This is a genomic window from Micromonospora sp. CA-111912 (assembly GCF_050948415.1).
Lineage (GTDB): Bacteria > Actinomycetota > Actinomycetes > Mycobacteriales > Micromonosporaceae > Micromonospora.
This window is the reverse complement of the sequence record NZ_CP192007.1, coordinates 6,716,214-6,739,277: the sequence shown is the minus strand read 5'-3', so window position 1 is coordinate 6,739,277 and position 23,064 is coordinate 6,716,214. Positions and strand designations below refer to the sequence as shown.

The 23,064-nt window shown below is 73.5% G+C and carries 19 protein-coding genes; 12 read left to right on the top strand and 7 right to left on the bottom strand.

The window, feature by feature from the left end; all coding sequences use genetic code 11:
- Positions 1-4: 4 nt before the first annotated feature.
- Together ACQPZO_RS28710 and ACQPZO_RS28705 are read left to right on the top strand one after the other, a co-directional pair.
- The gene (locus ACQPZO_RS28710; RefSeq protein ID WP_433345102.1) at positions 5-1,078 is read left to right on the top strand and encodes a tetratricopeptide repeat protein; all 1,074 of its coding nucleotides are present in this window, start codon (positions 5-7) and stop codon (positions 1,076-1,078) included.
- A 183-nt stretch (positions 1,079-1,261) separates the two neighbouring features.
- A complete protein-coding gene (locus ACQPZO_RS28705) occupies positions 1,262-2,839 on the top strand; it encodes a chitinase (RefSeq protein WP_433345100.1) in 1,578 nt (525 codons plus the stop codon).
- A 131-nt stretch (positions 2,840-2,970) separates the two neighbouring features.
- Here ACQPZO_RS28705 and ACQPZO_RS28700 read toward each other — a convergent pair whose 3' ends face one another.
- Positions 2,971-3,915: a hypothetical protein gene (locus ACQPZO_RS28700; RefSeq protein WP_433345098.1), complete on the bottom strand. Its 945-nt coding sequence runs from the start codon at positions 3,913-3,915 to the stop codon at positions 2,971-2,973.
- A 105-nt stretch (positions 3,916-4,020) separates the two neighbouring features.
- The gene (locus ACQPZO_RS28695; RefSeq protein WP_433345096.1) at positions 4,021-5,187 is read right to left on the bottom strand and encodes a homogentisate 1,2-dioxygenase; all 1,167 of its coding nucleotides are present in this window, start codon (positions 5,185-5,187) and stop codon (positions 4,021-4,023) included.
- Positions 5,188-5,281: 94 nt separating this feature from the next.
- Between ACQPZO_RS28695 and ACQPZO_RS28690 the strand changes: the two genes are divergently transcribed.
- The 5 genes from ACQPZO_RS28690 to ACQPZO_RS28670 all read left to right on the top strand — a co-directional run bounded on the left by ACQPZO_RS28690 (position 5,282) and on the right by ACQPZO_RS28670 (position 9,662).
- Entirely contained in the window at positions 5,282-6,148 is an 867-nt protein-coding gene (locus ACQPZO_RS28690) for a hypothetical protein (RefSeq protein ID WP_433345094.1), read from the top strand.
- Positions 6,145-7,341 carry a fumarylacetoacetase gene (gene fahA, locus ACQPZO_RS28685; RefSeq protein ID WP_433345092.1) on the top strand — a complete coding sequence of 399 codons (1,197 nt, stop codon included), beginning with the start codon at positions 6,145-6,147 and terminating at the stop codon, positions 7,339-7,341. The genes ACQPZO_RS28690 and fahA overlap by 4 nt, the downstream gene beginning before the upstream one ends.
- A 203-nt stretch (positions 7,342-7,544) precedes the next feature.
- A complete protein-coding gene (locus tag ACQPZO_RS28680) occupies positions 7,545-7,754 on the top strand; it encodes a DUF397 domain-containing protein (RefSeq protein ID WP_433345089.1) in 210 nt (69 codons plus the stop codon).
- Between the two features lie 122 nt (positions 7,755-7,876).
- Positions 7,877-8,359: an SRPBCC family protein gene (locus ACQPZO_RS28675; RefSeq protein ID WP_433345086.1), complete on the top strand. Its 483-nt coding sequence runs from the start codon at positions 7,877-7,879 to the stop codon at positions 8,357-8,359.
- Positions 8,360-8,408: 49 nt separating this feature from the next.
- Positions 8,409-9,662, top strand: a complete 1,254-nt coding sequence (locus ACQPZO_RS28670) for a PQQ-binding-like beta-propeller repeat protein (protein ID WP_433345084.1) — start codon at positions 8,409-8,411, stop codon at positions 9,660-9,662.
- Positions 9,663-9,683: 21 nt separating this feature from the next.
- On the opposite strand, the gene hisC is transcribed toward ACQPZO_RS28670, so the two are convergent.
- The 4 genes from hisC to hppD are packed head-to-tail and all read right to left on the bottom strand — an operon-like array spanning position 9,684 to position 13,827.
- A complete protein-coding gene (gene hisC, locus ACQPZO_RS28665; RefSeq protein WP_433345081.1) occupies positions 9,684-10,787 on the bottom strand; it encodes a histidinol-phosphate transaminase in 1,104 nt (367 codons plus the stop codon).
- Entirely contained in the window at positions 10,784-11,827 is a 1,044-nt protein-coding gene (locus ACQPZO_RS28660; protein WP_433345079.1) for an RDD family protein, read from the bottom strand. Before ACQPZO_RS28660 ends, hisC begins: the two co-directional genes overlap by 4 nt.
- On the bottom strand, positions 11,824-12,600 hold the full coding sequence (locus ACQPZO_RS28655) for an RDD family protein (RefSeq protein ID WP_433345077.1): 777 nt from the start codon (positions 12,598-12,600) through the stop codon (positions 11,824-11,826). Before ACQPZO_RS28655 ends, ACQPZO_RS28660 begins: the two co-directional genes overlap by 4 nt.
- 21 nt (positions 12,601-12,621) lie before the next feature.
- The gene (gene hppD, locus ACQPZO_RS28650; protein WP_433345075.1) at positions 12,622-13,827 is read right to left on the bottom strand and encodes a 4-hydroxyphenylpyruvate dioxygenase; all 1,206 of its coding nucleotides are present in this window, start codon (positions 13,825-13,827) and stop codon (positions 12,622-12,624) included.
- Positions 13,828-13,966: 139 nt separating this feature from the next.
- Here hppD and ACQPZO_RS28645 point away from each other — a divergent pair, with 139 nt between their 5' ends.
- The 4 genes from ACQPZO_RS28645 (at position 13,967) to ACQPZO_RS28630 (ending at position 18,423) form a co-directional block, all read left to right on the top strand.
- The gene (locus ACQPZO_RS28645) at positions 13,967-14,470 is read left to right on the top strand and encodes an Lrp/AsnC family transcriptional regulator (RefSeq protein WP_433345073.1); all 504 of its coding nucleotides are present in this window, start codon (positions 13,967-13,969) and stop codon (positions 14,468-14,470) included.
- Positions 14,471-14,579: 109 nt separating this feature from the next.
- The gene (locus tag ACQPZO_RS28640; RefSeq protein WP_433345071.1) at positions 14,580-16,049 is read left to right on the top strand and encodes a PQQ-binding-like beta-propeller repeat protein; all 1,470 of its coding nucleotides are present in this window, start codon (positions 14,580-14,582) and stop codon (positions 16,047-16,049) included.
- A gap of 80 nt (positions 16,050-16,129) precedes the next feature.
- Positions 16,130-17,794, top strand: coding sequence for a fumarate hydratase (locus ACQPZO_RS28635; protein ID WP_433345069.1), 1,665 nt, complete (start codon positions 16,130-16,132; stop codon positions 17,792-17,794).
- Positions 17,795-18,183: 389 nt separating this feature from the next.
- A complete protein-coding gene (locus tag ACQPZO_RS28630) occupies positions 18,184-18,423 on the top strand; it encodes a GntR family transcriptional regulator (RefSeq protein WP_433345066.1) in 240 nt (79 codons plus the stop codon).
- A 309-nt stretch (positions 18,424-18,732) separates the two neighbouring features.
- Here the strand turns inward: ACQPZO_RS28630 and ACQPZO_RS28625 are convergent, their stop codons facing one another.
- Positions 18,733-21,153, bottom strand: a complete 2,421-nt coding sequence (locus tag ACQPZO_RS28625) for a hypothetical protein (protein WP_433345063.1) — start codon at positions 21,151-21,153, stop codon at positions 18,733-18,735.
- Positions 21,154-21,489: 336 nt separating this feature from the next.
- Here ACQPZO_RS28625 and ACQPZO_RS28620 point away from each other — a divergent pair, with 336 nt between their 5' ends.
- Positions 21,490-22,890: a class II fumarate hydratase gene (locus ACQPZO_RS28620; RefSeq protein ID WP_433345061.1), complete on the top strand. Its 1,401-nt coding sequence runs from the start codon at positions 21,490-21,492 to the stop codon at positions 22,888-22,890.
- Positions 22,891-23,064: the final 174 nt, after the last annotated feature.

Genomic DNA, 23,064 nt, shown 5'->3' with positions numbered 1-23,064 from the left:
CGCGATGTCCAGCGACGCCACCGCCGAGGGGTATCTCCAGCGCGCCCAGCTGCTGGCGGACCTCGGGCGCTACGACGAGGCGGCCGGCGAGGTCGGCCTCGCGTTGGCCCTGGAGCCGGCGAACGCCGCCGCGTTGGCCACTCTCGGGCGCGTGCACCTCGCTGCCGGGCGGCCCGCCGAGGCGCGCGCCGCCGCCGACGCGGCCCTGGCCGTCGCCCCGGACGCGGTCGGCCCGCTGGTGGTGCGTGGGCTGGCGCTGGCCGACCTGGGCGAGTACGCCGAGTCGGCGAGCACCGCCGACCGGCTCCTCACCGTCGGCCCCGCCGACGCGTACGCCCAGCGCAGCGCCGCCGCGATCCTGTCCGGCTCGCGCGGCGGGCAGGCGGCCCTCAACGCGGCCTGGCGGGGCGTGGAGTTGGCCCCGGAGGAGCCGCAGGGGCACCTTGTCCTCGCCCTGGTCGCCGGCCGCCTGCGGCTCTACGACCTGGCCGAGCGGGCGTACCGGGAGGCGCTGCGGCTCGACCCGGAGCTGGCCGGGGCCGGCGACGAGCCGGGCATCGTCCGGCTGGAGCGGCGCCGGTACGCCGAGGCGCTGGCGGAGCTGGCTGAGACCGTCCCGCTCACCCCGGCACCATCCGACCCGAGCCGGAGCGGAGCCGATCCGCGTCGGGGCGAGGCCGGCCCGCGTCAGGACGGAGTCGACCCGCGGCGGGGCACCACCGATGAGCTGCGCCGCCTGGTGCTGTACGGGGCGGGCTGGTCGCTCGTGGGCACCGTCCTGGTGGCGATCGCGGCGGCCGGCGCGGCCGGCCCGTCCCGCTTCCTCGCGGTGCTGGTGGCGCTGAGCGGGGCGTTGGTGGGCTGGCTGCTCGCGGCGCGGGTGCCGGGGCTGACCCGTACCGTGCTGCCGGGCCTGCTGCGCTCGGATCGGTCGCTGGCCCTGGCCGTGTACGGGGTGGCCGCCGCGCCGGTGCTGCTCGTGCTCTACGCGGTGGTCGGCACGCCCTGGCCGCTGGTGCTGACGATCGCCGTCACCGCCGTGGCCGAGTTGGCTGTGTTCACTCGTACCGTGCGCTGAGGCCGTGTCCGGCGGGCCGGGCCGGGGCGGGCCTCCCCGGCGCCCGTCCGCGCGGATCCGGCGCAGCGCCGACGATCGGACCTTCGGTGGGGACCAGCTCTGGACATTTACAGTTAACAAACCTAATAATTAGCCACCCGTCGATACGCCTCCGGCGGGGCGATTCCCTACCGGGAGGACCGGATGCAGCGCAGTTCCCGAACACCGCTCCTGGCCGTCCTGGCGGCCCTCGCCACCGCCGCCGCAGCGACCCTGACCCTCGCCACCCCGGCCCTGGCCGCCGGCCCCACGGCCGCCTTCACCAAGACCTCCGACTGGGGTACCGGCTGGGAGGGCCGCTTCACCATCACCAACGGCGGCCCGGGCACCATCGCCGGATGGCAGGTCGCCTTCACGCTGCCGACCGGCACGACGCTCGGGTCGTACTGGGACGCCACGGTGAGCAGCGCCGGCCAGCGGCACACCTTCACGAACCGGTCCTGGAACGGCACCGTCGCCCCTGGGGCCTCGGTGTCGTTCGGCTTCCTGGCCACCGGCGCGGGCTCCCCCACCGACTGCACCCTCAACGGGGCACCGTGCGGTGGCGGCACACCCACCTCCCCGCCCACCTCGACGGCGTCCCCGACCACCCCACCCCCCACCACCCCGCCGCCGACCACCCCACCCCCGACGACCCCGCCGCCCACCACCCCGCCGCCGACGACCCCGCCGCCGACCACCCCGCCGGTCGGTGGGCTGCCCAAGCACGCGCTGATCGGCTACCTGCACGCCAGCTTCGGCAACGGCGCGGGCTATCTGCGGATGGCCGACGTGCCCGCCGACTGGGACGTCATCAACCTCGCCTTCGGCGAACCCACCTCGGTCACCTCCGGCGACATTCGCTTCCAGCTCTGCCCCGCCACCGAGTGCCCCGGCGTGGAGACCGAGGCGGAGTTCACCGCGGCAATCCGGGCCAAGCAGCAGCAGGGCAAGAAGGTGCTGCTCTCGATCGGCGGCCAGAACGGGCAGGTGCAGCTCACCACCACCGCCGCCCGCGACACCTTCGTCCGGTCGGTCTCCGCGATCATCGACCGGTACGGCCTCAACGGCCTGGACATCGACTTCGAGGGCCACTCCCTCTACCTCAACACCGGGGACACCGACTTCCGCAACCCCACCACGCCGGTCGTGGTCAACCTGATCTCGGCTATCCGCACCCTCAAGCAGCGCTACGGGGCTGGCTTCGTGCTCACCATGGCCCCGGAGACGTTCTTCGTGCAGCTCGGCTACCAGTTCTACGGGTCAGGCCCGTGGGGCGGACAGGACCCCCGGGCCGGGTCGTACCTGCCGGTGATCCACGCGCTGCGCGACATCCTCACCGTCCTGCACGTGCAGGACTACAACTCCGGCCCCATCGTCGGGCTGGACAACCAGTACCACACCATGGGCGGCGCCGACTTCCACATCGCGATGACCGACATGCTGCTCACCGGGTTCCCGGTGGCCGGGAACGCCAACGCCGTCTTCCCCGCCCTGCGCGAGGACCAGGTCGCCTTCGGCGCACCCTCCTCGACCAGCGCGGGCAATGGATACCTCGCGCCCGCGGGCGTGCAACAGGCGGTGACCTGCCTGGTCAAGGGCCAGAACTGCGGCGGCTACGCCCCGCGCAGCGGGACCAACCCCGGCTTCCGGGGCCTGATGACCTGGTCGATCAACTGGGACCGGTACTACGCCTGGGAGTTCCGGCTCAGCCACGGCCCGTTCCTCAAGGCGCTGCCCTGACCCGGGCCCGAAGATGATGCGCTGACCCGTCGCCGGCCGCCGCCCCAGTGGTGGCGGCCGGCGGAGGCGACGGCCGCCCCTCGCGACCGGTGAGCGCGAGGCGGGGCGCGCCTGTCCCCTCGGCTCGGCCGTCAGGCCGCAGGGCGGTTCGTGGCGGCGAGGGCGGCGAGGCGGTCGACCGACACGCAGGAGGTCAGGCAGCGTTCCTTGGCGTCGCTGGTGAGCTGGGCCGTCCACGTGGTGAACCCGCCGTCACCGAGGTCGACGATCTCGCCGTCGTGCCCTGCGGTTATCCGCAGGGCGGCGTCGACGTAGTAGCCCCGTCCGCGGGTGCGGTCGGGCTCCTCCACGAGCGGCACTTCGCCGGACGCGAGGGCGGGCCGGACCGTGTCGGCGACGCGTTCCCGCACCACGGGGGAGCCGAGGACGGTGAACCGCAGCTGCGGCGCGGCGGACGGGACGAGGCGCGCGAGGACCCGCTGCCAGTAGCCGAGGTGCAGCGTCAGGAGCCGGGCCTCGGTGTGGCCCGAGCCGGTGTCGCGGGCGCTGGACACCAGGGCGAAGAGGCGGAAGTGCGCCTGCATCCCCGCGCCGAACCGCTGCGCCCGCAGCACCCGGTGGCCGGCGGCGAGGTGCACCTCGCCCGGCCCGTCCCCGCGCAGCCGTCGGTCGGCGGCCTCGACCGCCAGCGCGTTGGTGGGGTCGCTGACGACCTCGACCGGGCGGGTCGCCGTGACGATCCGGTTCTGGCTGCCCGGCGTGACCGCCGCACAGGTGCCCAGCGGCACGACGGGGGACAGTTCGACGCCCGCCACCTCCGCGGGCAGCAGGTCCCACAGCAGCGTCTGCATGGCGGCCATCGCGCGCGGGTCGCAGTCGGCCGGGCGTACGAAACGGTCCTCCCGCCAGCGGCGCAGCACCTCGGCCGGCTGCACCCGCGCGGCCCGCGTCCGGGCCAGGGAGAGCAGGAGCGTGGTCAGGTCCGAGGCCGGCAGAGCGTCCAGCCCCTCGCGTACGTCGGCGGGCAGCGCCGCCCACACCCGCCGCTCGGCGTCCGACATTGCGTCACCGTTCATCCGGCCACGATGGCCGACGTCGGCCGGGCCGGTCCACCGACTTACGCCGATCGCGCCTCGGCGGGCCGCCCCCGGGCGGGTGGACGAGACCGCGGTCGTCAGGCCCTAGCCCTGGCGCGCCCAGGTCCAGGCGTAGCCCGGGTCCTCGCACTCGGTCGCGGCGTCGCACATGTCGAGGGGGCGGAACGTGTCGACCATGACGGCCAGCTCGTCGAAGTAGTCGGCGCCGATCGACCGCTCGGCGGCCCCCGGCTGGGGCCCGTGGGTGAAGCCGGACGGGTGCAGCGAGATCGAGCCCTGTTCGATGCCGGAGCCGCGCCGGGCCTCGTAGTTGCCGCCGGTGTAGAAGAGCATCTCGTCGGAGTCGACGTTGTGGTGGTTGTACGGGACCGGGATGGCGTCGGGGTGGTAGTCGACCTTGCGCGGCACGAAGGAGCAGATCACGAAGTTCGGGCCCTGGAACGTCTGGTGCACGGGCGGCGGCTGGTGGATCCGGCCGGTGATCGGCTCGAAGTCGTGGATGGAGAACGCCCACGGGTAGAGGTGCCCGTCCCAGCCGACCACGTCGAACGGGTGGTTGGCGTAGACGTACCGGGTCCACCCGCGCCGGTGCCGGACCAGCACCTCCACGTCCTCGCCGTCCACCTGCAGCGGGGCGTCCGGCCCCCGGACGTCCCGCTCGCAGTACGGCGAGTGCTCCAGGAACTGGCCCCGCACCGACAGGTAGCGCTTGGGCGGGCCGATGTGCCCGGTGGCCTCGACGGCCAGCAGCCGGACGGGTCGGTCGCCGGTGGGCACGAGGCGGTGGATGGTCGAGGTGGGGATGACCACGTAGTCGCCGGCGACCGCGTCCAGCACGCCGAACGGCGACTCCACCCGCAGTGCGCCGGACTCGACGTACAGGCATTCGTCGCCGGTGGCGTTGCGGTAGAGCGGGGACGGCCGGTCGGCGAGCACGTACGCGATCCGGACGTCGTCGTTGGCGAGCAGGTACCGCCGGCCGAGCACCGGGTCGGCCCCGGTCCCGTCGAGCTTGTGGGTGCGCAGGTGGCGGGGCTTGAGCGGCAGGTTCGGCGCGCGGGTGACGGCCTGCGGGGTGTACTCCTCGGCGGCGACGATCGCGGTCGGGGCGTACCGGTGGTAGAGCAGGGACGAGTCGGAGGAGAAGCCCTCCTGGCCCACCAGTTCCTCCGCGTAGAGGGTGCCGTCGGGCTGCCGGAACTGGGTGTGCCGCTTCCGGGGCACCTCGCCGACGCTGCGGTAGTACGGCATGTCGCCTCCCGATTCGTCCCGTTAACCGGCCGTTGGCGTCCGATAGTCGGACGCTGTTGTCCGTTCCTTGTAGCGTCCCGTAAGTTCTTGTGTCGTGTCAACGCAGGTGCCCCGCCTCTTCGCCGGACTCGTCGACGACGCCGCCGTCTTCCCGCCCGGCAGCGCGACGCTGCCCGACGCGGTCGCCGCCCACCGCGGGCACCGCGACTCCTGGCATGCCGGCCTGGTCGGCCCGCTGCTCGTCCCCGCCTCGGCCGTCGTCGCCGGCGAGCTGACCCCGCTGGTCGACCCCGCCGAGGGCCTCGTCGTCGGGCTGATCGGCGACACCGGCGTCGAGGGGCTGCCCGCCGCGCTGTCGTTCCTGGCCCCGGCCGGCGTCACCGCCCGCCAGATCGAGGTGGCGGTCGCCAGGCGCGGCGAGGACCCGCAGCCCGGCCTGACCGAGCTGCTGAAGCTGACCGGGCGGTGGGGCGACGTCGACGTCTACGCCGAGATCCCGCTGACCTTCGGGCTGATGGGGGCGCTGGACACGGTCGCCGCCGCCCGCGCCGACGGGGTGCCGGTCGCGGCCAAGTTCCGCACCGGCGGGCTGGCCGCCGAGCTGTTCCCGACCCCGGCCGAGCTGGCCGCCGTCATCTGCGCCTGCCGGGACCGGGAGCTGCCGTTCAAGCTGACCGCCGGGCTGCACCACGCCGTGCGGCACCGTGACCCGGAGACCGGCTTCACCCACCACGGCTTCGGCAACGTGCTCGCCGCGACCCTCGCCGCCGCCGACGGGGCCGAGGTGGCCGAGGTGGCCGTCCTGCTCGCCGCGACCGACCCGGCGCCGCTGGTCGAGCGGGCCCGCACCGGGCGGGACGGCGACCGGCCGCTGTGGGTGGGCTTCGGCTCGTGCAGCATCGAGGAACCACTGACCGATCTGATCCGGCTGGGGCTGGTGAACGGGGGGTACGACGGATGACCTGGGTGACGGAGGCCGAAGGCTCGGCGTACGGGGTGCGCAACCTGCCGTACGGGGTGTTCCGGTGGGGCGGGGACGATCCCCGGATCGGCGTACGCATCGGGAACTTCGTGCTCGACCTGGCCGGTGCCGAGGCGGCCGGGCTGGTGTTGGCCGCCGGCGCGTTGGGCCGGCCCTCCCTCAACGCGTTCCTGGCGTTGGGCCGCCCGCAGTGGACGGCCGTGCGGCAGCGGGTCACCGAGCTGCTCACCGACGAGGCCCACCGGGCGGCGGTGGAACCGCTGCTCGTCCCGCTCGCCGAGGTCGAGCTGCTGCTGCCGTTCGAGGTGGCCGACTACGTCGACTTCTACTCCTCCGAGCACCACGCCGGGAACGTCGGGCAGATCTTCCGCCCCGGCCAGCCGCCCCTGCTGCCGAACTGGAAGCACCTGCCGATCGGATACCACGGTCGGGCCGGCACCGTGGTGGTCTCCGGCACGCCGATCGTCCGCCCGACCGGGCAGCGGGCCACCCCGCAGGGCCCGGTCTGTGGCCCGTCCGTACGCCTCGACATCGAGGCCGAGGTCGGCTTCGTCGTCGGCGTGCCGAGCGCGCTCGGTGACCGGGTCGCGGCGGCCGACTTCGCCGACCACGTCTTCGGGGTGGTGCTGGTCAACGACTGGTCCGCCCGGGACATCCAGGCCTGGGAGTACCAGCCGCTCGGCCCGTTCCTCGGCAAGTCCTTCGCCACCTCCGTGTCGGCCTGGGTGACCCCGCTGGACGCGCTGGCCGACGCGTTCGTGCCCGCGCCGGACCAGGACCCGCCGGTGACGGAGTACCTGCGCGACGTGCCGCACGTCGGGCTGGACCTGCGGCTGGCCGTGGAGTGGAACGGCGAGCGGGTCAGCGAGCCGCCGTTCGCCACCATGTACTGGACCCCCGCGCAGCAGTTGGCCCACCTCACCGTCAACGGCGCGTCCCTGCGCACCGGCGACCTGTACGCCTCCGGCACCGTGTCCGGTCCCGATCGGGGGCAGGTCGGTTCGTTCCTGGAGCTGACCTGGGGCGGTGCCGAGCCGGTCAAGGTCGGTGGCGAGACCCGGACCTTCCTGGAGGACGGCGACACCGTCACCCTCACCGCCACCGCGCCCGGCCCGGACGGCACCACCGTCGCCCTCGGCGAGGTAACCGGGACCGTCCACCCGGCCCGCTGACCGGGGCCGAGCCGAGCCGCCCCGCCGCGCCACCGGAACGCCGCTTCGACGCACCACCGGACCCCGATCGCACCCGCTGTGCGATCGGGGTCCGGCGTATCCGCGTTGAGCGTCGGGACCGTCCGTCGCGGCGGCCCCGGCCGGCGGCGCAGCGCAGCGACGCCGGCCGTCGTGGACGTCTCAGCGGACAGAAGGTAAAGAGCATGACCGATCTCGCGGGCGCCGTCTGGCGCACCAGCAGCCGCTCCAACGACCAGGGACTGTGCGTGGAGGTGGCGGACAACCTGGTCGACACCGCCGGCGTGGTCGCGATACGCGACTCGAAGAATCCGGCCGGGCCGGCGCTGGCCGTGAGCCCGCCGGGCTGGACCGCCTTCGTCGACGCCATCCAGGTCGGGCGGTTCCGGGCCTGATCGACATCCCGGGGGAGGCCCGGTGCCGCCTCGCCCCGGGACGGCCCCCAGCGGCGGAATTCCCGCCGCTGGGGCCCCGCCGCACGCTCACCCACCGTACCGTGGAGGACACGGGAGGTGTCATGTCGACGGTCGCGGTCACCCAGTTCATCCAGGCACCCGCCGTCGACCTGTGGCGGATCCTGGTCGACCTGCCGGCCCGCGCGGACTGGCTCTGCACGGTCGGCCAGGTCGAGCTGCTCACCCCGGGCCAGCTCGCCCCGGGCACGGCCTGGCGGGAGACCCGCACCCGGCCGGACGGCGGCGGACAGGCCGAGGAGTTCGTCGTGCTGGAGGCCGCGCCGCCCCGCCGGCTGGTGCTCACCTCGCTCGGCATCGGCGTGAGCTACCGGACCACCTGGACGCTGCATCCCGTGCGGCGCCGCCGCCGGTCCTGCACCGCCGTGACGGTGCGCCAGGAGGCGGTGTCCACCGCCCCGTACGGTCGCGTCCTGGCTCTGCTCTTCGGCGGCCTGGCCGCCCGCGCGGTCGAGGGCACCTTCCGCCGGGACCTCGCCGACCTCGCCCGCGCTGTCGACCCGGCGGCTGCCGCGGAGGCGGCCTGACCGGGGCGACGGCGGCCCTCCTGGGTAGGGTGCCGGGCGGAGGTGCGGCATGGTGTTCGCGAGGGGGCGGCGGCGGGTCGCGATGGCGGTCGCGGCACTGGTCGGTGCCGGGGCGGTCGCGGTGGTCGTGCACCGGGTGCTCGCTCCCGCCGAGGTCGACACGCCCGCCCGGGCCGGCTACCCGGCGGCGGTCACCCCCGCGGTCGGGGTGGTGGGCCGGTTGCCGGTGGCCCCGCTGATCGTGGACGGCCGCCTCCGCGTCTACGCCGCCACCCGTCAGGTGTACGCCGACCAGCCGGCCGACAGCCGGTACCGGGTCACCCCGTACTGGTCGTACCGGCGCTGGCCGGCCGAGGTCAGCGGGGTGGTGGCGGAGGGGACCACCGTGGTCAGCCGGTGGTCGGACGGGAAGCTGGTGGCGCTGGACGCGCGTACCGGCCGGGTGGCCTGGGAGGCCGACGGCCCCGCGCCCGCCGAGGGCTGGACCGCCCGCCGCACCGGGGCCGGGGCGGTCTGGGACCCGCCGGGGCTCTTCCTCGCCCGGGCCGCGGACGGCCGGCCGGTGCTGGTGGTCTCCGGGGCAGACGGGGTACGCGGCATCGCGTTCGCCGACGGCCGGCAGCTCTGGTCGGCGGACGTGGACGGCGGGTGCCGTGCCGACGTGGCCACCACGGCGGCCGGGCAGTTCGTCGCCGTGGACCGCTGCGCCGGGCCGGCCACCGTGGAGTTCCGCGACGTGGCCACCGGGACGCAGACCACCCGCTGGGCGCCCCCGGAAGCGACCGCCGAGCTGACCGTCACCCCGGTCGGGTGCGTGAGTCACCGCTCCCGGTGCCGGGGTCTGCGGACCACCGGCCCGGCCGACGGGGCGGGACGTGGCTGGCTGGTCGGCGCGGGTTCGCCCGTGGCCGCCCCGGCCCTGGACCCGGCGGGGTCGGAGTTGGACGGCGAACGGGTCGTCGCGGCGGCCGACGGGGCGGTGAGCGGGCGGGCCGCCCGGACCGGCGAGGAGCTGTGGCGTCGGGCAGACCTGGGGCCGGCCCGGATCATCGCCGCCCAGCCCGGCCGGGTGCACCTGCTGACCGAGGCGAACGACCTGGTCACCCTGGACCCGAGCTCGGGCGCGGAGCGCTCCCGCTTCCCGCTGGACGTGGGCCGGGACGGCATCGGCTGGGTGCCGGGTCTGGCGTACGCGGGGGGCGGCTACGTGGCGATGGAGCGGCTCCGCGAGCCGGCCGACCCGGACGCCGACGACCAGCGCTACTTCCTGATGTCCGAGCCGGTGGTGCTCGCCGCCACCTGAGGCGTGGGCCGGCCCCTGCCGTCACGACAGGGCGGACCCGGCCACCGCGAGGAAGGCGTCGTTCTCCGCCGGGGTGCCGATGGTGACCCGGACACCGTCGCCCGGGAACGGCCGGACGATCACCCCGCGCACCTCGCAGGCCCGGCCGAACTCCACCGCCCGGTCGCCCAGCGGCAGCCAGACGAAGTTCGCCTGGCTCGACGGCACGTCCGGGACGAACTTGCGCAGCGCCTCGGTGACCCGGTCGCGCTCGGCGACGACCAGCGCGCAGCGTCGCTGGACCTCGTCGGCCTGGGCCAACGCGGCGAGCGCGCCGGCCTGGGCGGCCATGCTCGTGGAGAACGGGGTGACCACCTTTCGCACGGCGGCGGCCACCTCGGGGGCGGCGACGAGGAAGCCGATCCGTAGGCCCGCCAGCCCCCACGCCTTCGACAGGGTGCGCAGCACCACCACGTTCGGCCGGTCCAGGTAGGTCAGGCCGTCGGGCACCTCGGGGTCGGTGACGAACTCCCGGTACGCCTCGTCGATGACCACCAGCACGTCGTCGCCGACCGAGTCGAGGAACCGGTCCAGCTCCGGCCCGCGCACCGCCGTGCCGGTCGGGTTGTTCGGGTTGCAGACCAGCACCATCCGGGTCCGGTCGGTCACCGCCGCGGCCATCGCCGTCAGGTCGTGCCCGTGCCCGGCGTCGTTGGGCACCCGCACGCTGGTCGCGCCGCTGGTCGCCGCGATGATCGGGTACGCCTCGAACGAGCGCCACGAGTACAGCAGCTCGTCGCCGGGCAGGCAGGTGGCCCGGACCAGGTGCTCGGCCAGCGCCACCGATCCGCAGCCGGTGGCGATCCGGTCGGCGTCCACCCCGTACCGCTCGGCGAGCGCCGCGCGGAGCGCCACCACGCCCATGTCCGGGTACCGGTGCGAGCCGGCGACCGCCTCGGCGACCGCCTCCACCACGCCGGGCAGCGGGCCGTACGGCACCTCGTTGCTGGCCAGCTTGATCGCCTCGGCCAGGCCCAGCTCGCGGGCCAGGTCGGCGGGGCTGCGGCCGGGCACGTAGTTCGGCAGCGCGTCGAGGTCGGCGCGGGTCAGCCGCAGCGGCGGCCGGTGGCGTCCGGTGTCGGTCATGAGGTGTCTCCCGGGGGGTTGGCGGAGTCTTTCGGGGCGGCGGAGCCACTGCCGGTACGGGGGACGCGGGGGAGCTGGACCACCACGGTCTGTGCGCGCTTGTCGTGCAGCGCCTGGCGCAGCGGATGGTCGAACAGCGGAGACAGCGCGTCGACGAGTTGGAGCAGCAGGCCGAAGCCGCAGCAGTACCAGAGCAGGGTGGGCAGGCCCAGCGTGCTCCACCGGCGCAGCGCCCGGCCGAAGCCGAGCGGCTGGTCGGCTTCGACCGGCACGGCCCGTACGCCCATCATCCGCTTGCCGAGGGTCTGCCCGTTGCCGGCCATCGTCGGCACCTCGTAGGCGAACCAGAGCGCGGTGGCGATCAGCAGGATGGCGACCTGGAGCCCGCCGGCCTGCTCGCCCGGCTGGGGCAGCCCCTCGGTGGACGAGTCGCCGGCCACGGCCCGGCGCAGCACCTCGCGGAAGTACGGGGTGATCTCCTCGACGTACCGGTAGACGAACCAGCCGTTGACGACCGCGTTGAGCAGGAACACGACGCCGAAGTCGATCAGCCGGGCGATCAGCCGGGCGCCGAAGGAGGCCAGCGGCAGCCCGTGCGGGCGGGGCGCGGGCGGGCGCCCGGGCCAGTTCGGGTACGGCCAGCCGGGCGGCGGCCCCTGCGGGTGCCCGTACCCGGGTGGCGGGCCGTGCCCGTGTCCCGGGCCCTGCGGCGGGCCGCCGATTGGTCCCTGCTGCGGGCCGGGGCCCGGCCAGCCGGGGAACGGGCCGGGCCCGGACGGCCCCAGGGCGCCGGGCGACCCGGGCTGCTGCACCGGGGGCGTGGCCTGCTGCCCGTGCGGCGCGGGCTGCTGCCCCGGGCGGGTGGCCTGCTGGCCGGGCGGCGCGGCGGGGCTGACCGGGGGCGGGGGCTCGACCGGGGGTGGGCCCTCCGGCGGGGTGGCGTCGACCGGGATCGGCGCACCGATCCAGCCCCCACCGTCCCAGTACCGCCTGGTCTCGCGGTCGGCGGGGTCGACGTACCAGCCTGGTTGCACGCTCACGGAGCAACCTTAACGACGACCGTCCGGGCGAACTTGTCGTGGAGGCACTGCTGCCAGGGCTTGTCCCACAGCTGCCAGAGCCCGTCGACGTAGCTGAGCCCGGGCACGAACATGGCCCCGACGAACTGCACCAGGTACCGCCGCCCGGCAATGCCACGGTCCAGCGTCTGGTTCGGGTCGAGCGGAACGACCCGGATCTTCATCACCTTCTTGCCCAGTGTCTGCCCGGTCCGGCGCAGGTACTCGACGTGGTAGAGCCAGTAGAGCCCGAGCATCAGGACGAAGAGCACCAGCTCGGCCAGGAGCAGCGGCAGTATGAAGCCGGTGATGAAGTCGCCCGCGTCGGCCGCGTAGTACGTGCCAGCCGGGTGGGCCTGGTCGATGCCGCCGAAGATCCTGAACGCAAAGATCATGAAGACCGGCAGGAACAGCACCATGGCGACCGCGCCGGCGACGGCGCTGTCGATCAGGTGGGCCAGCAGCCGGTCGCTGAAGCTGGCCAGCGGCTGCCCGTTGGGGGCGACCGGCACCGGCGGGAACCCGGGACGCGGCGGCGGGGCCCAGCCGGGCGGCGGGGCGTACCCGGGCGGGCCGGTCCAGCCGGGCGACGGCGGCGGACCGGCGGAGGCGCCCGGCGGGGCGTAGCCGGTGGGGCCGGGCTGCGCCGGGACGGCGTACCCCTGCGGGGCCGGGGCGGGGGGCGGCGCGACGCCACCGGCGGCGGGCGGCTGCCCACCGGCCGGCGGCGTCGGGTACGTCGGAGGCTGGGTCACGCTGGACAGTGTCGCAGGTGGCTACAGGTTGCCCCGCTTCTCCTGCTCCCGCTCGATGGCCTCGAACAGGGCCTTGAAGTTGCCCTTGCCGAAGCCCAGCGAGCCGTGCCGCTCGATCAGCTCGAAGAAGACCGTCGGGCGGTCCTGCACCGGCTTGGTGAAGATCTGGAGCAGGTAGCCGTCCTCGTCCCGGTCGACCAGGATCTTGCGGGCCTTCAGCTCCTCGATCGGCACCCGCACGTTGCCGATCCGGGCGCGCAGCTCCGGGTCCTCGTAGTACGAGTCCGGGGTGTCCAGGAACTCGACGCCGGCCGCGCGCATCGCGTCGACGCTGCTCAGGATGTCGTTGGTGGCCACGGCGATGTGCTGGGCGCCGGGCCCCTGGTAGAACTCCAGGTACTCGTCGATCTGCGACTTCTTGCGGGCCACGGCCGGCTCGTTGAGCGGGAACTTCACCTTCCGGGTGCCGTTCGCGACGACCTTGCTCATCAGGGCCGAGTAGTCGGTGGCGATGTCGTCGCCGATGAACTCCGCCATGTTGGAGAAGCCCATCACCCGCTTGTAGAACTCCACCCACTCGTCCATCCGGCCCAGCTCCACGTTGCCGACCACGTGGTCGACGGCCTGGAAGAAGCGCTTCGGCTGGAGGCCGGCGTCGATCATCGGCTGCCGGTCCACGATCGGGCCCCGGGCCACGAAGCCGGGCAGGAACGGGCCGGTGTACCGGGACCGGTCGACCAGGGTGTGCCGGGTGTCGCCGTACGCGGCGATGGCCGCCATCCGCACGGTGCCGTGCTCGTCGGAGACGTCGTGCGGCTCGATCAGGCCGGTCGCGCCCTGCGCGGTGGCGTGCGCGTACGCGGCGTCGACGTCCGGCACCTCCAGCGCGATGTCGCTGACGCCGTCGCTGTGCTTCGTCACGTGGTCCGCGCCGGTCGCGTCCGGGCGCACCGCGCCGGTCAGCACGAACCGGGCCGAGCCGCTGGTCAGCACGTACTCGGCGTGGTCCCGGTAGCCCTGCTCCGGCCCCCGGTACGCCACGCAGGTCATGCCGAACGCGGTCGAGTAGTAGTGCGCGGCCTGCTTGGCGTTGCCGACCAGGAAGTGCAGGTGGTCGAGCCCCCGGACCGGGAACGGGTCGCGGCTGATGTCGTGGTCGACTGCGCCGACCAGCACGTCGACGTCGATGTCCTCGGTCGACTTGGGTCGGTCGATCGCCTGGGTCATGGTGACCTCCCTTGCGTACCGGCCGGCCTCGCGGGCCGCCGTCGGTGGGTTGTCTGGCGAGGATCGCCGGATTGCGGGTGGTTGGGCAATAGTTGGCCGAATCCCTGGTCAGGTTGCGCATTCGGTATGGTCTGCATCCGTGACCGCTGTGCAGGATGTCCAGCTCGACGAACTGGACGCGCGACTCATCGGGCTGCTCGCCGAGGAGCCCCGGATCGGGGTGCTGGAGTGCTCCAGGCGGCTCGGGGTGGCCCGGGGCACCGTCCAGGCCCGGCTCGACAAGCTCGTCGACCGGGGCGTGATCGGCGGCTTCGGGCCGGACGTCTCCCCGGCCGCGATCGGCTTCGGGGTGACCAGCTTCGTCACCCTGGAGATCAGCCAGCGGCTCGGGCACGACGCGGTCACCGCGCACCTCGCGGCGATCCCCGAGGTGCTGGAGGCGCACACCATCACCGGCTCCAGCGACCTGCTCTGCCGGATCGTCGCCCGGTCCAACGCCGACCTCCAGCGGGTGATCGACCAGATCGTCTCGTACGAGGGCATCCGCCGGGCGTCGACGATCATCGCGCTCGCCCAGCAGATCCCGTACCGGGTGCTCCCCCTCGTCCGCTCCGCGGCCCGGGAGGCAAGGGCACCCTCCTGACGTCCCCGGTGCAGCAGAGGCCCTCTTAACACGTCCGCCGCGCAGAAAGCGCCGCGACACGGGCGCGCGGGCACTCGACCCGGCGGTGATCGTCGTTACCGTGTCCGGTGTGGCGAAGGTGGGCGGCCTCAGGTTGCGTGGTTGGCTGCTGCTCGCCCTCGTCACGGTGGTCGTCCTCGCCGCCGCCGGGGTGTGGAACCCGTGGCCCGGGGTGTGGGACTGGGTCGACCGCAGTGAGCCGATCTCCGAGCCCGACGTGGTCTGGCAGCAGCGGATCGGCGGGACCCCGAAGAGCGTCACGATCGCCGGCGGGGCAGTCGTCGTCGAGCAGCGTACCCGGGTAGAGGCGCGCAGCCTCGCCACCGGCGTCCAGCTCTGGGAGCGCAAGGCCGACTGGTCCGCCGTGGCCGGCGGCGACCGCGACCCGGTCGTCGCCGTGGGCAAGCTCCTGGTCAAGGGGTACGAGCTGCTCGACCCGACAACCGGGGCGACCCGCCGCCGCGACGACGACGCGGTGGCCGTGTGGACGTACCGGAACCTGCTGCTCGACGCCCGGTGCACCGAGGCGACCGACTGCACGCTGAGCGCCTGGGACCCGCGCGGCACCGCGCCCCTGTGGACGGCGTTCCTGCCCGGCGTCAGCACCGGCCTCTTCGCCGACAACCCGGACCTGCTCGGCACCCGCCGGCTGAGCACCACCCGGGTCGACGACGGGGTGGCCGGCCCGGAGGCGGTGCCCCCGCTGCTCGGCTTCCCGGTCGACGGCCGGGTGCACGTCGTGGACACCGCCACCGGGCGGGTGCTCCAGGACGTCGAGCCCGGCCGGGACGAGCGGCTCGCGGTGGTCGGCGGCCGGATGCTGCGGATTCGGGCGGTCTCGCAGGACGGGGCGTGCGCGTTCACCCTCACCGCCCACGACCCGACCACCGGCCGGGAGGTGTGGCGGCGCACCGGGGTCAACCTGCGCACCGCCGACAGCGCCGGCTGCGCCCAGCGGGAGGACCCGCAGGGCGCGCGGAACGTGCTGATCGGCGTCGCCCCGAACGGCCGGGAGTCCGTCATCGACGGGTACGACGGCCGGCTGCTCCAGGTCAACGGCGAGGGGGAGAAGCTGATCGCGGTCGACGACCGGTACGCGCTGGTCCGCACCGCCGACAAGCGGTCGATCGTCGCCCGGGAGTTGGGCGCGAACCGGAACCGGTGGACCCGGGCGGCCGGCGGCCGGAGCGGTGGGACGCTCACCCCGTACGCGGCGGTGCTCGCCGAGGAGAAGCCGAGCCGGCTGATCGCGCTGGACCCGCGTACCGGAAAGGAGCTGCTGGTGCTGCGGACCTCGGCGAACGCCCTGGCCATCGGCCCGGCCGGCATGGTCATCGGCGAGGGCCGGGAGATCGGGTACGTCCGCTTCGGCGCGGGCGGGACAGCCCCCACACGGCCGCCCGGCGACGGTGGCGTCCCTGGCCCGGGTGATCCCGGCCCGGGTGACCCCGGCGGGGGAATCGACGGGGGCCCCGGCGACGACGGCGATTGCGGGCCGAAGCGGGAACTCTGCCCCGAACGGGACGACAAGGACGGCTGAGCGCGGCGGATGAGAGCGGCGTCCCAGGACCGACCCGTCGGGTGCCACCGATCGACCGGTCTGCCCTAGGCTTTCCGCTCATGAGCAGTGCCGCGTTCTCCTACGCTCCCTTGCTGCCGACCGGGCCCGACCAGACCGAGTACCGCCTGGTCACCGACGAGGGCGTCGACGTCGTCCACGGGCCGGGCGGGCGCCGTTTCCTGACCGTGGAGCCGGCCGCGCTGACCGCGCTGACCGCCGAGGCGATGCACGACATCGCCCACTACCTCCGCCCCGCGCACCTGGCCCAGCTCCGGTCGATCATCGACGACCCGGCGGCCTCACCGAACGACCGGTTCGTCGCGCTGGACCTGCTGCGCAACGCGAACATTGCCGCCGGCGGGGTGCTGCCGATGTGCCAGGACACCGGCACGGCCATCGTGATGGGTAAACGCGGCCGGCACGTGCTGACCGACGGCGGCGACGCCGAGGCGATCTCCCGGGGCGTGTACCAGGCGTACACGAAGCTGAACCTGCGCTACTCGCAGCTCGCCCCGCTGACCATGTGGGACGAGCGGAACACCGGCAGCAACCTGCCCGCCCAGGTGGAGATCTACGCCGAGGACCCGGACGGCCACCCGGACGCGTACAAGTTCCTGTTCATGGCCAAGGGGGGCGGCTCGGCCAACAAGTCGTACCTCTACCAGGAGACCAAGGCGCTGTTGAATCCGACGCGGATGATGCAGTTCCTGGAGGAGAAGCTGCGGCTGATCGGCACCTCGGCCTGCCCGCCGTACCACCTGGCCGTCGTCATCGGCGGCACCAGCGGCGAGTACGCCCTCAAGACCGCCAAGTACGCCTCGGCGAAGTACCTCGACGCGCTGCCCACCTCCGGCTCGATGACCGCGCACGGCTTCCGGGACCTGGAGTTGGAGGCCGAGGTGCTGGAGTTGACCCGCAACTTCGGCATCGGCGCGCAGTTCGGCGGCCGGTACTTCTGTCACGACGTGCGGGTGGTCCGGTTGCCCCGACACGGCGCGTCCTGCCCGGTGGCGATCGCCGTGTCCTGCTCGGCGGACCGGCAGGCGGTCGCCAAAATCACCCCGTCGGGTGTGTGGCTGGAGCGCCTGGAGACCGACCCGGCGCGGTACCTGCCCGACGTCACCGACGAGACGCTCGACGCGTCCGAGGTGGTCCGGGTCGACCTCAACCGGCCGATGGACGACATCCGCGCCGAGCTGTCCAAGTACCCGGTGAAGACCCGGCTGTCGCTGACCGGCCCGCTGGTCGTCGCCCGGGACATCGCACACGCGAAGATCGCCGAGCGGCTGGACGCGGGCGAGGCGATGCCGCAGTACCTGCGCGACCACGCGGTCTACTACGCCGGCCCGGCCAAGACCCCCGAGGGGTACGCCTCCGGCTCGTTCGGCCCGACCACGGCCGGCCGGATGGACGCGTACGTGGAGAAGTTCCAGGCCGCCGGGGGCTCGATGGTGATGCTGGCCAAGGGCAACCGGTCCGCCCAGGTGACCCGCTCCTGCGCCCAGCACGGCGGCTTCTACCTCGGCTCGATCGGCGGCCCGGCCGCCCGGCTCGCCCAGGACTGCATCAAGCACGTCGAGGTGCTCGAATACGCCGAGCTGGGCATGGAGGCGGTCTGGAAGATCGAGGTGGAGAACTTCCCGGCCTTCATCGTCGTCGACGACAAGGGCAACGACTTCTTCGCCGAGGTCACCAAACCCGTGCTCACCGTCGGCCGCCGCTAGCCGGCCGGTCCAGCCCCGTTGTTCCGCTACCGGCGTCGAACCACACCTCTACCGTGCCCATATCCGGTAGCTCCCGTCGGCCGACCACCAGGATCGTCATGAGGTGCGTCTTCGGGTCGGGGGCGGCTGGAGGGGGTCAGGGAAACTGTTCATTGGGTCGGACCTCCCGTGTCCGATCAAGGCCCCCGGTTCGTGTGGCTGCGCTTGCCGGGGGCCACCTGCTCTGGAAGCCCTGGGTGCTTCGAGGGTTGCCGGCCGCCGAGCGCCCGAGGAATGCAGTTACTCTACGCCCTGCTGCCTAGGTTGCCTAGGGTGCCCTGGGTGCCGCTATCGCCGTGGGCGCTCCTGTTGCCCGCAATGATGAAGCCATGACTGCGAGGATCGACCCGATGTCGCCGGTGCCGCGATACCGGCAACTCGCCGCGATTCTTCGGAAGGCGATCGAGGCCGGCGAGTACCCGCCGGGCAGCAGGCTCCCGTCCGAGAAGACGCTGACCCAGATTTACGGGGTGGCGCGCGAGACCGCCTCGAAGGCAATGGACGCACTGGCGGCCGACTCTCTGGCCGTCATGGTTCCCGGCGTGGGCTGGCACGTCCCGCCCGAGGCAACCGGGAATCCTGACGCTTGAAAGTCAAGGCCCGACCCAGCCGCCCAGCCCTCCACCACGCCCCGCTTCCTCGCCCTCCAATGCGCGCCGATCTTGCACTTTCGGCCCCCCGGGAGGGCGCTTAGCCCCTTTTGTCCGGGCCGCAACTGCAAGATCGGCGCGGGCCAGCGGGGCGAGGGCGGAGCCCTCGGCGTGGAGCCCGAGGGCATCCGGAGCCCTGACGCTTAGGTCACCAAGCCCGTGCTCACCGTCGGCCGCCGCTGACCGTCCCGCGCATGACGAAAGGGGCACCGGGCGCAGGCCCGGTGCCCCTTGGCGTACCCCGTCGGATCAGCTTGGGTCGATGAAAATGTTGTAGTACGCCGGGCCGGAGACAACACCCGCTGCGGTGCGGCTGCGCACGGTCAGGCTGTGGCCGTACGGCGAGTCCGCCGCCCAGCTCACCCGGGCCGTGCCGTCCGCGCCCGCCGCCACGGTGCTCTCCGCGCCATCGTCGAACGAGTAGACGAACTCCGTGGTGCCCGGCAGTTGGGCGGTGAACACGAACTCGCCGGTCTGCCCGACCACGGCACCGCCCTGCCAGCCGAACACGTCCGAGGTGACCAGCGGGCTCTGCGGGTCGACCCGGAACGAGTAGTACTGCGCGTCCGTGGTCACCCCGGCGGCCGTCCGCGCCCGCACCCGCAGCTCCGTCCAACCGCCGTACTCGTTGTCGTACGCCGACGGCGTCCACTCGACGCTGGCGGTGCCATCCGCGTTCGCCGCCACGGTCCGCTCCGGCTCGCCCCGGAACTGGTAGACGTACGAGGTGACGCCGGTGACCGAGGAGTGCGGGGCGAAGGTGAAGGTGCCCGGCACGCCCGGCCCGCCGCCGGTCGTGTTGCGCGGGTACACCTCGGACGCCACGGTCGGCGCGATCGAGGCGGGGTAGAACGCCAGGCCGACCGAGGCCGACTGCACCCCGGCGCTGGTCCGGCTGAACACCTCGATCGTGTGGTGACCGGCGTTGGCCGGCGTGTACGAGATGGTCGCGCTGCCGTCCGCGTCCGCCTGTACGGTCCGCGGGTCGCCGTAGTCGAACGCGTAGACGTACTCGGTGACGTCAGCCATCGCCGGCTTGAAGGTGAAGCTCCCCTCGGTGCCGGCCGGCGCGCCCGGCATCCCGTCGAACGTCCACTGCTCGGAGGTGACGAACGGGGCGGTGCGGACGGAGAACGTGTACCCGGCGTCGCCGGAGAGCACCCCGTCCCGGGTGCGGCTGCGCACGTGCACCGTGTTGTGCACCAACGTCGGCGTGACCGTCACCGTGGCGGTGCCGGCGGCGTCCGCCGCCACGGTCTGCTGGGTGCCGTTGTTGAGCGACCAGACGTACTCCACCACGTCCGTCATGTTCGGCGCGAAGGTGAACTCGCGCGGCTGCCCGAGCCAGGCGTCGGGGTCGCCGTCGGTGACCGTCGGCGCGGTGTTGCGCACGGTGAACTCGTACCGGGTCTGCGTCGAGCGGTTGCCCGTCCGGTCCACAGCCTGCACGTTGAGCCAGCTCGGGCCGTACCTGTCGGGGGTGTAGCTGACCGTCGCGGTGCCACCGGGGCCGGCGGCGGCGTACGTGGTGAGGCCGGAACGGCCATACCAGAATCCGGCGATGTCGTCGGCGGCGCTGCTGAAGGTGAAGTCGCCGGCGATCCCCGGGCCGCCGTGGCCGGGGAAGCCTGAGTCGGCCGGGTAGTCGGTGGAGACCACCGTGGGCGCGGGCGGGCGGACCGTGTCCACGGTGAACCGGCACTCCGGCGACCAGCCGGAGGCGGCGTGCTCGTCGGCGGCGCGGACCACGAAGGCGTACGTGCCGCCGTCGACCAGCAGGCCGCTCGGCACCGTGTACTGGATCAGGGCGGGGGCGTACCAGCCGGAGGAGGTCCACTCGGTCCGCTCGGCGGGCCGGTCGACCGGCCACCAGGCGAAGGTGGCCCGCACCTGGTCCCCGGCATACGGCTCCAGCTTGTCCGGGTCGGTCACCTCGGCGGTGAGGATCGGGGTGGTGGTGCCGATCAGCAGCCCGTCGGTGCAGGCCCGGCCCGCGACGATCAGCTTGCTCGGCACGTCGGGCGCGCCGTTGGCCAGCAGCGAGGCTCCCGGCTTCTTCACCCGCCGCCCGAAGTGCTTGTTCTCTTCGTGGTCGCCAGCGATCCGGGCCATCAGGGTGAGCGAGTCGCGCCCGTCGGCGACGGCCTGCCGGAACACCTCGGTGGCGCCCATCTCCAGGTAGCTGGCGGGGCAGGGTGCGGTCGGGCCGACGTCCCCGACCTTCTCGCGTACGGCAGGAGCGGTGTTCCAGGTGGGGGCGGCAGCCGGCGTGTCGGTGCGCCACAGCTCCAGCTTACGCGGCCGGTCACAGTCGGTGACCGCCGACTCCCCGGTGACGACCTGGGCGGTGATGACCTCCTTGCCCCGGTACGGGGTGAGGTCGAAGGTGAAGTAGGCCCGCGAGGTGTGCTTCACCCCGTCGGCCTGCCACGTGCCGACGGGCACGTCGGCGGCGGTGGTGGGGAAGGCGAGGGTGGGCTGCCGGGCGTCGGTGTAGCTGACACTGGTCGGCAGGACGTACTGGGTCACGCCGGCGGCGGCCGGCCCGGTGGTGACGGCCAGTGCGCTCGCGCCGGCGAGCAGGCCGGCGAGGCCCGCAGTGAGGAACCGGCGCGGTGCGTGCCGGAGGCGTCCGGAAGGGACGCCGGTGAAACCCCGGTTGAACTGCAAGTTGAGGACCTCCGGTCGGAGACAACGACTCCATGATCTTATATTCGCGACTGTCTACGCGCCTTCGATTTTCGGCGCGATCTGCGGGCCCGGAAGGTGGAACGACATGCCGGACAAGGCGGCGGCCGAGGTGGCGAGGGGCAGCCCGCCCGGAGGGCCTGGTCATGTCGTGGCCGCGCTACCTTCGGCTTCTGGGCAGGCTGGTGAGCTCCGGTCATCGGTACAACATGAGATGACCCTTTGGCGTCCCGGGCTGCATCGAGGTTTGCTCGCCTCCGGCCCGTTTTCTCCTGAGCCTCGCTGCGAGTAGCTGCCGGGCGCGGCAGGATGGAGGGCGTGACGACTTCAGAGGCAGCGGGTTACCGCATCGAACGCGACTCGATGGGCGAGGTGGAGGTGCCCGCCGAGGCGCTGTGGCGGGCGCAGACCCAGCGCGCGGTGCAGAACTTCCCGATCTCCGGGCGGGGGATCGAGCCGGCCCAGATCAAGGCCCTGGCCCAGATCAAGGGCGCGGCTGCCCAGGTGAACGGCGAGCTGGGCGTGATCGACGCGGACGTGGCCGCCGCGATCGCCGCCGCCGCCGCACACGTGGCCGACGGCGGGTACGACGACCAGTTCCCGATCGACGTTTTCCAGACCGGCTCGGGCACCTCGTCCAACATGAACACCAACGAGGTGATCGCCACCCTGGCCGGCCGGGAACTGGGCCGGGACGTGCACCCGAACGACGACGTGAATGCGTCCCAGTCCAGCAACGACGTCTTCCCGTCCTCGATCCACCTGGCCGCCACCCAGTTCGTCGTGGAGGACCTGGTGCCGGCGCTGACCCACCTCGCCGAGGCGCTGGAGGCCAAGTCGGCCGAGTTCGAGACCGTGGTCAAGGCCGGCCGCACCCACCTGATGGACGCCACGCCGGTCACCCTGGGCCAGGAGTTCGGCGGGTACGCCGCCCAGGTCCGCTACGGCGTCGAACGGCTGGAGGGGGCGCTGCCCCGGCTGGCCGAGCTGCCGCTCGGCGGCACCGCCGTGGGCACCGGGATCAACACCCCGTTCGGCTTCGCCGCGGCGGTGATCGCCAAGCTGCGCGAGTCCACCGGCCTGCCGCTGACCGAGGCCCGCAACCACTTCGAGGCACAGGGTGCCCGGGACGCGCTGGTGGAGACGTCCGGGCAGCTCCGGACCATCGCGGTCGGCCTCTACAAGATCGCCAACGACATCCGGTGGATGGGCTCGGGCCCCCGGGCCGGCCTGCGCGAGCTGCGCATTCCGGACCTCCAGCCCGGCTCGTCGATCATGCCGGGGAAGGTGAACCCGGTCGTCGCCGAGGCCGTCCGGCAGGTCTGCGCCCAGGTGGTCGGCAACGACGCCACGGTCGGCTTCGCCGGCTCGCAGGGCGACTTCGAGCTGAACGTCATGCTGCCGGTGATGGCCCGCAACCTGCTGGAGTCGATCCGGCTGATCGCCGCGTCGAGCCGCCTGCTCGCCGACCGCTGCGTGGCTGGCCTGGTCGCGAACGCCGACGTCTGCCTGGCGTACGCCGAGGGGTCGCCGTCGATCGTCACCCCCCTCAACCGTCACCTCGGGTACGACGAGGCCGCCTCGATCGCCAAGGAGGCGCTGGCCAAGGAGATGTCCATCCGGGACGTGGTGATCGCCCGGGGTCACGTGGCCGACGGCAGGCTCAGCGCGGACCAGCTCGACGAGGCCCTCGACCTGCTCCGGATGACCCATCCCTGACCCCGTCCGGCCACGGGCGGGACCCTGCCGGCTGGCCCTTTGGAGCTGCCCCGTCCACGCTACCGGCCCCCGTCGTGGCCCGCCTGGCCTGGCCCGCCTGGCCCGGGCTCTGCCTGGCGGGGGTGCAGCCCGCTGGTTGTGCGGGGGCCGGGGGCATAGATCGGCCTCCCTGTG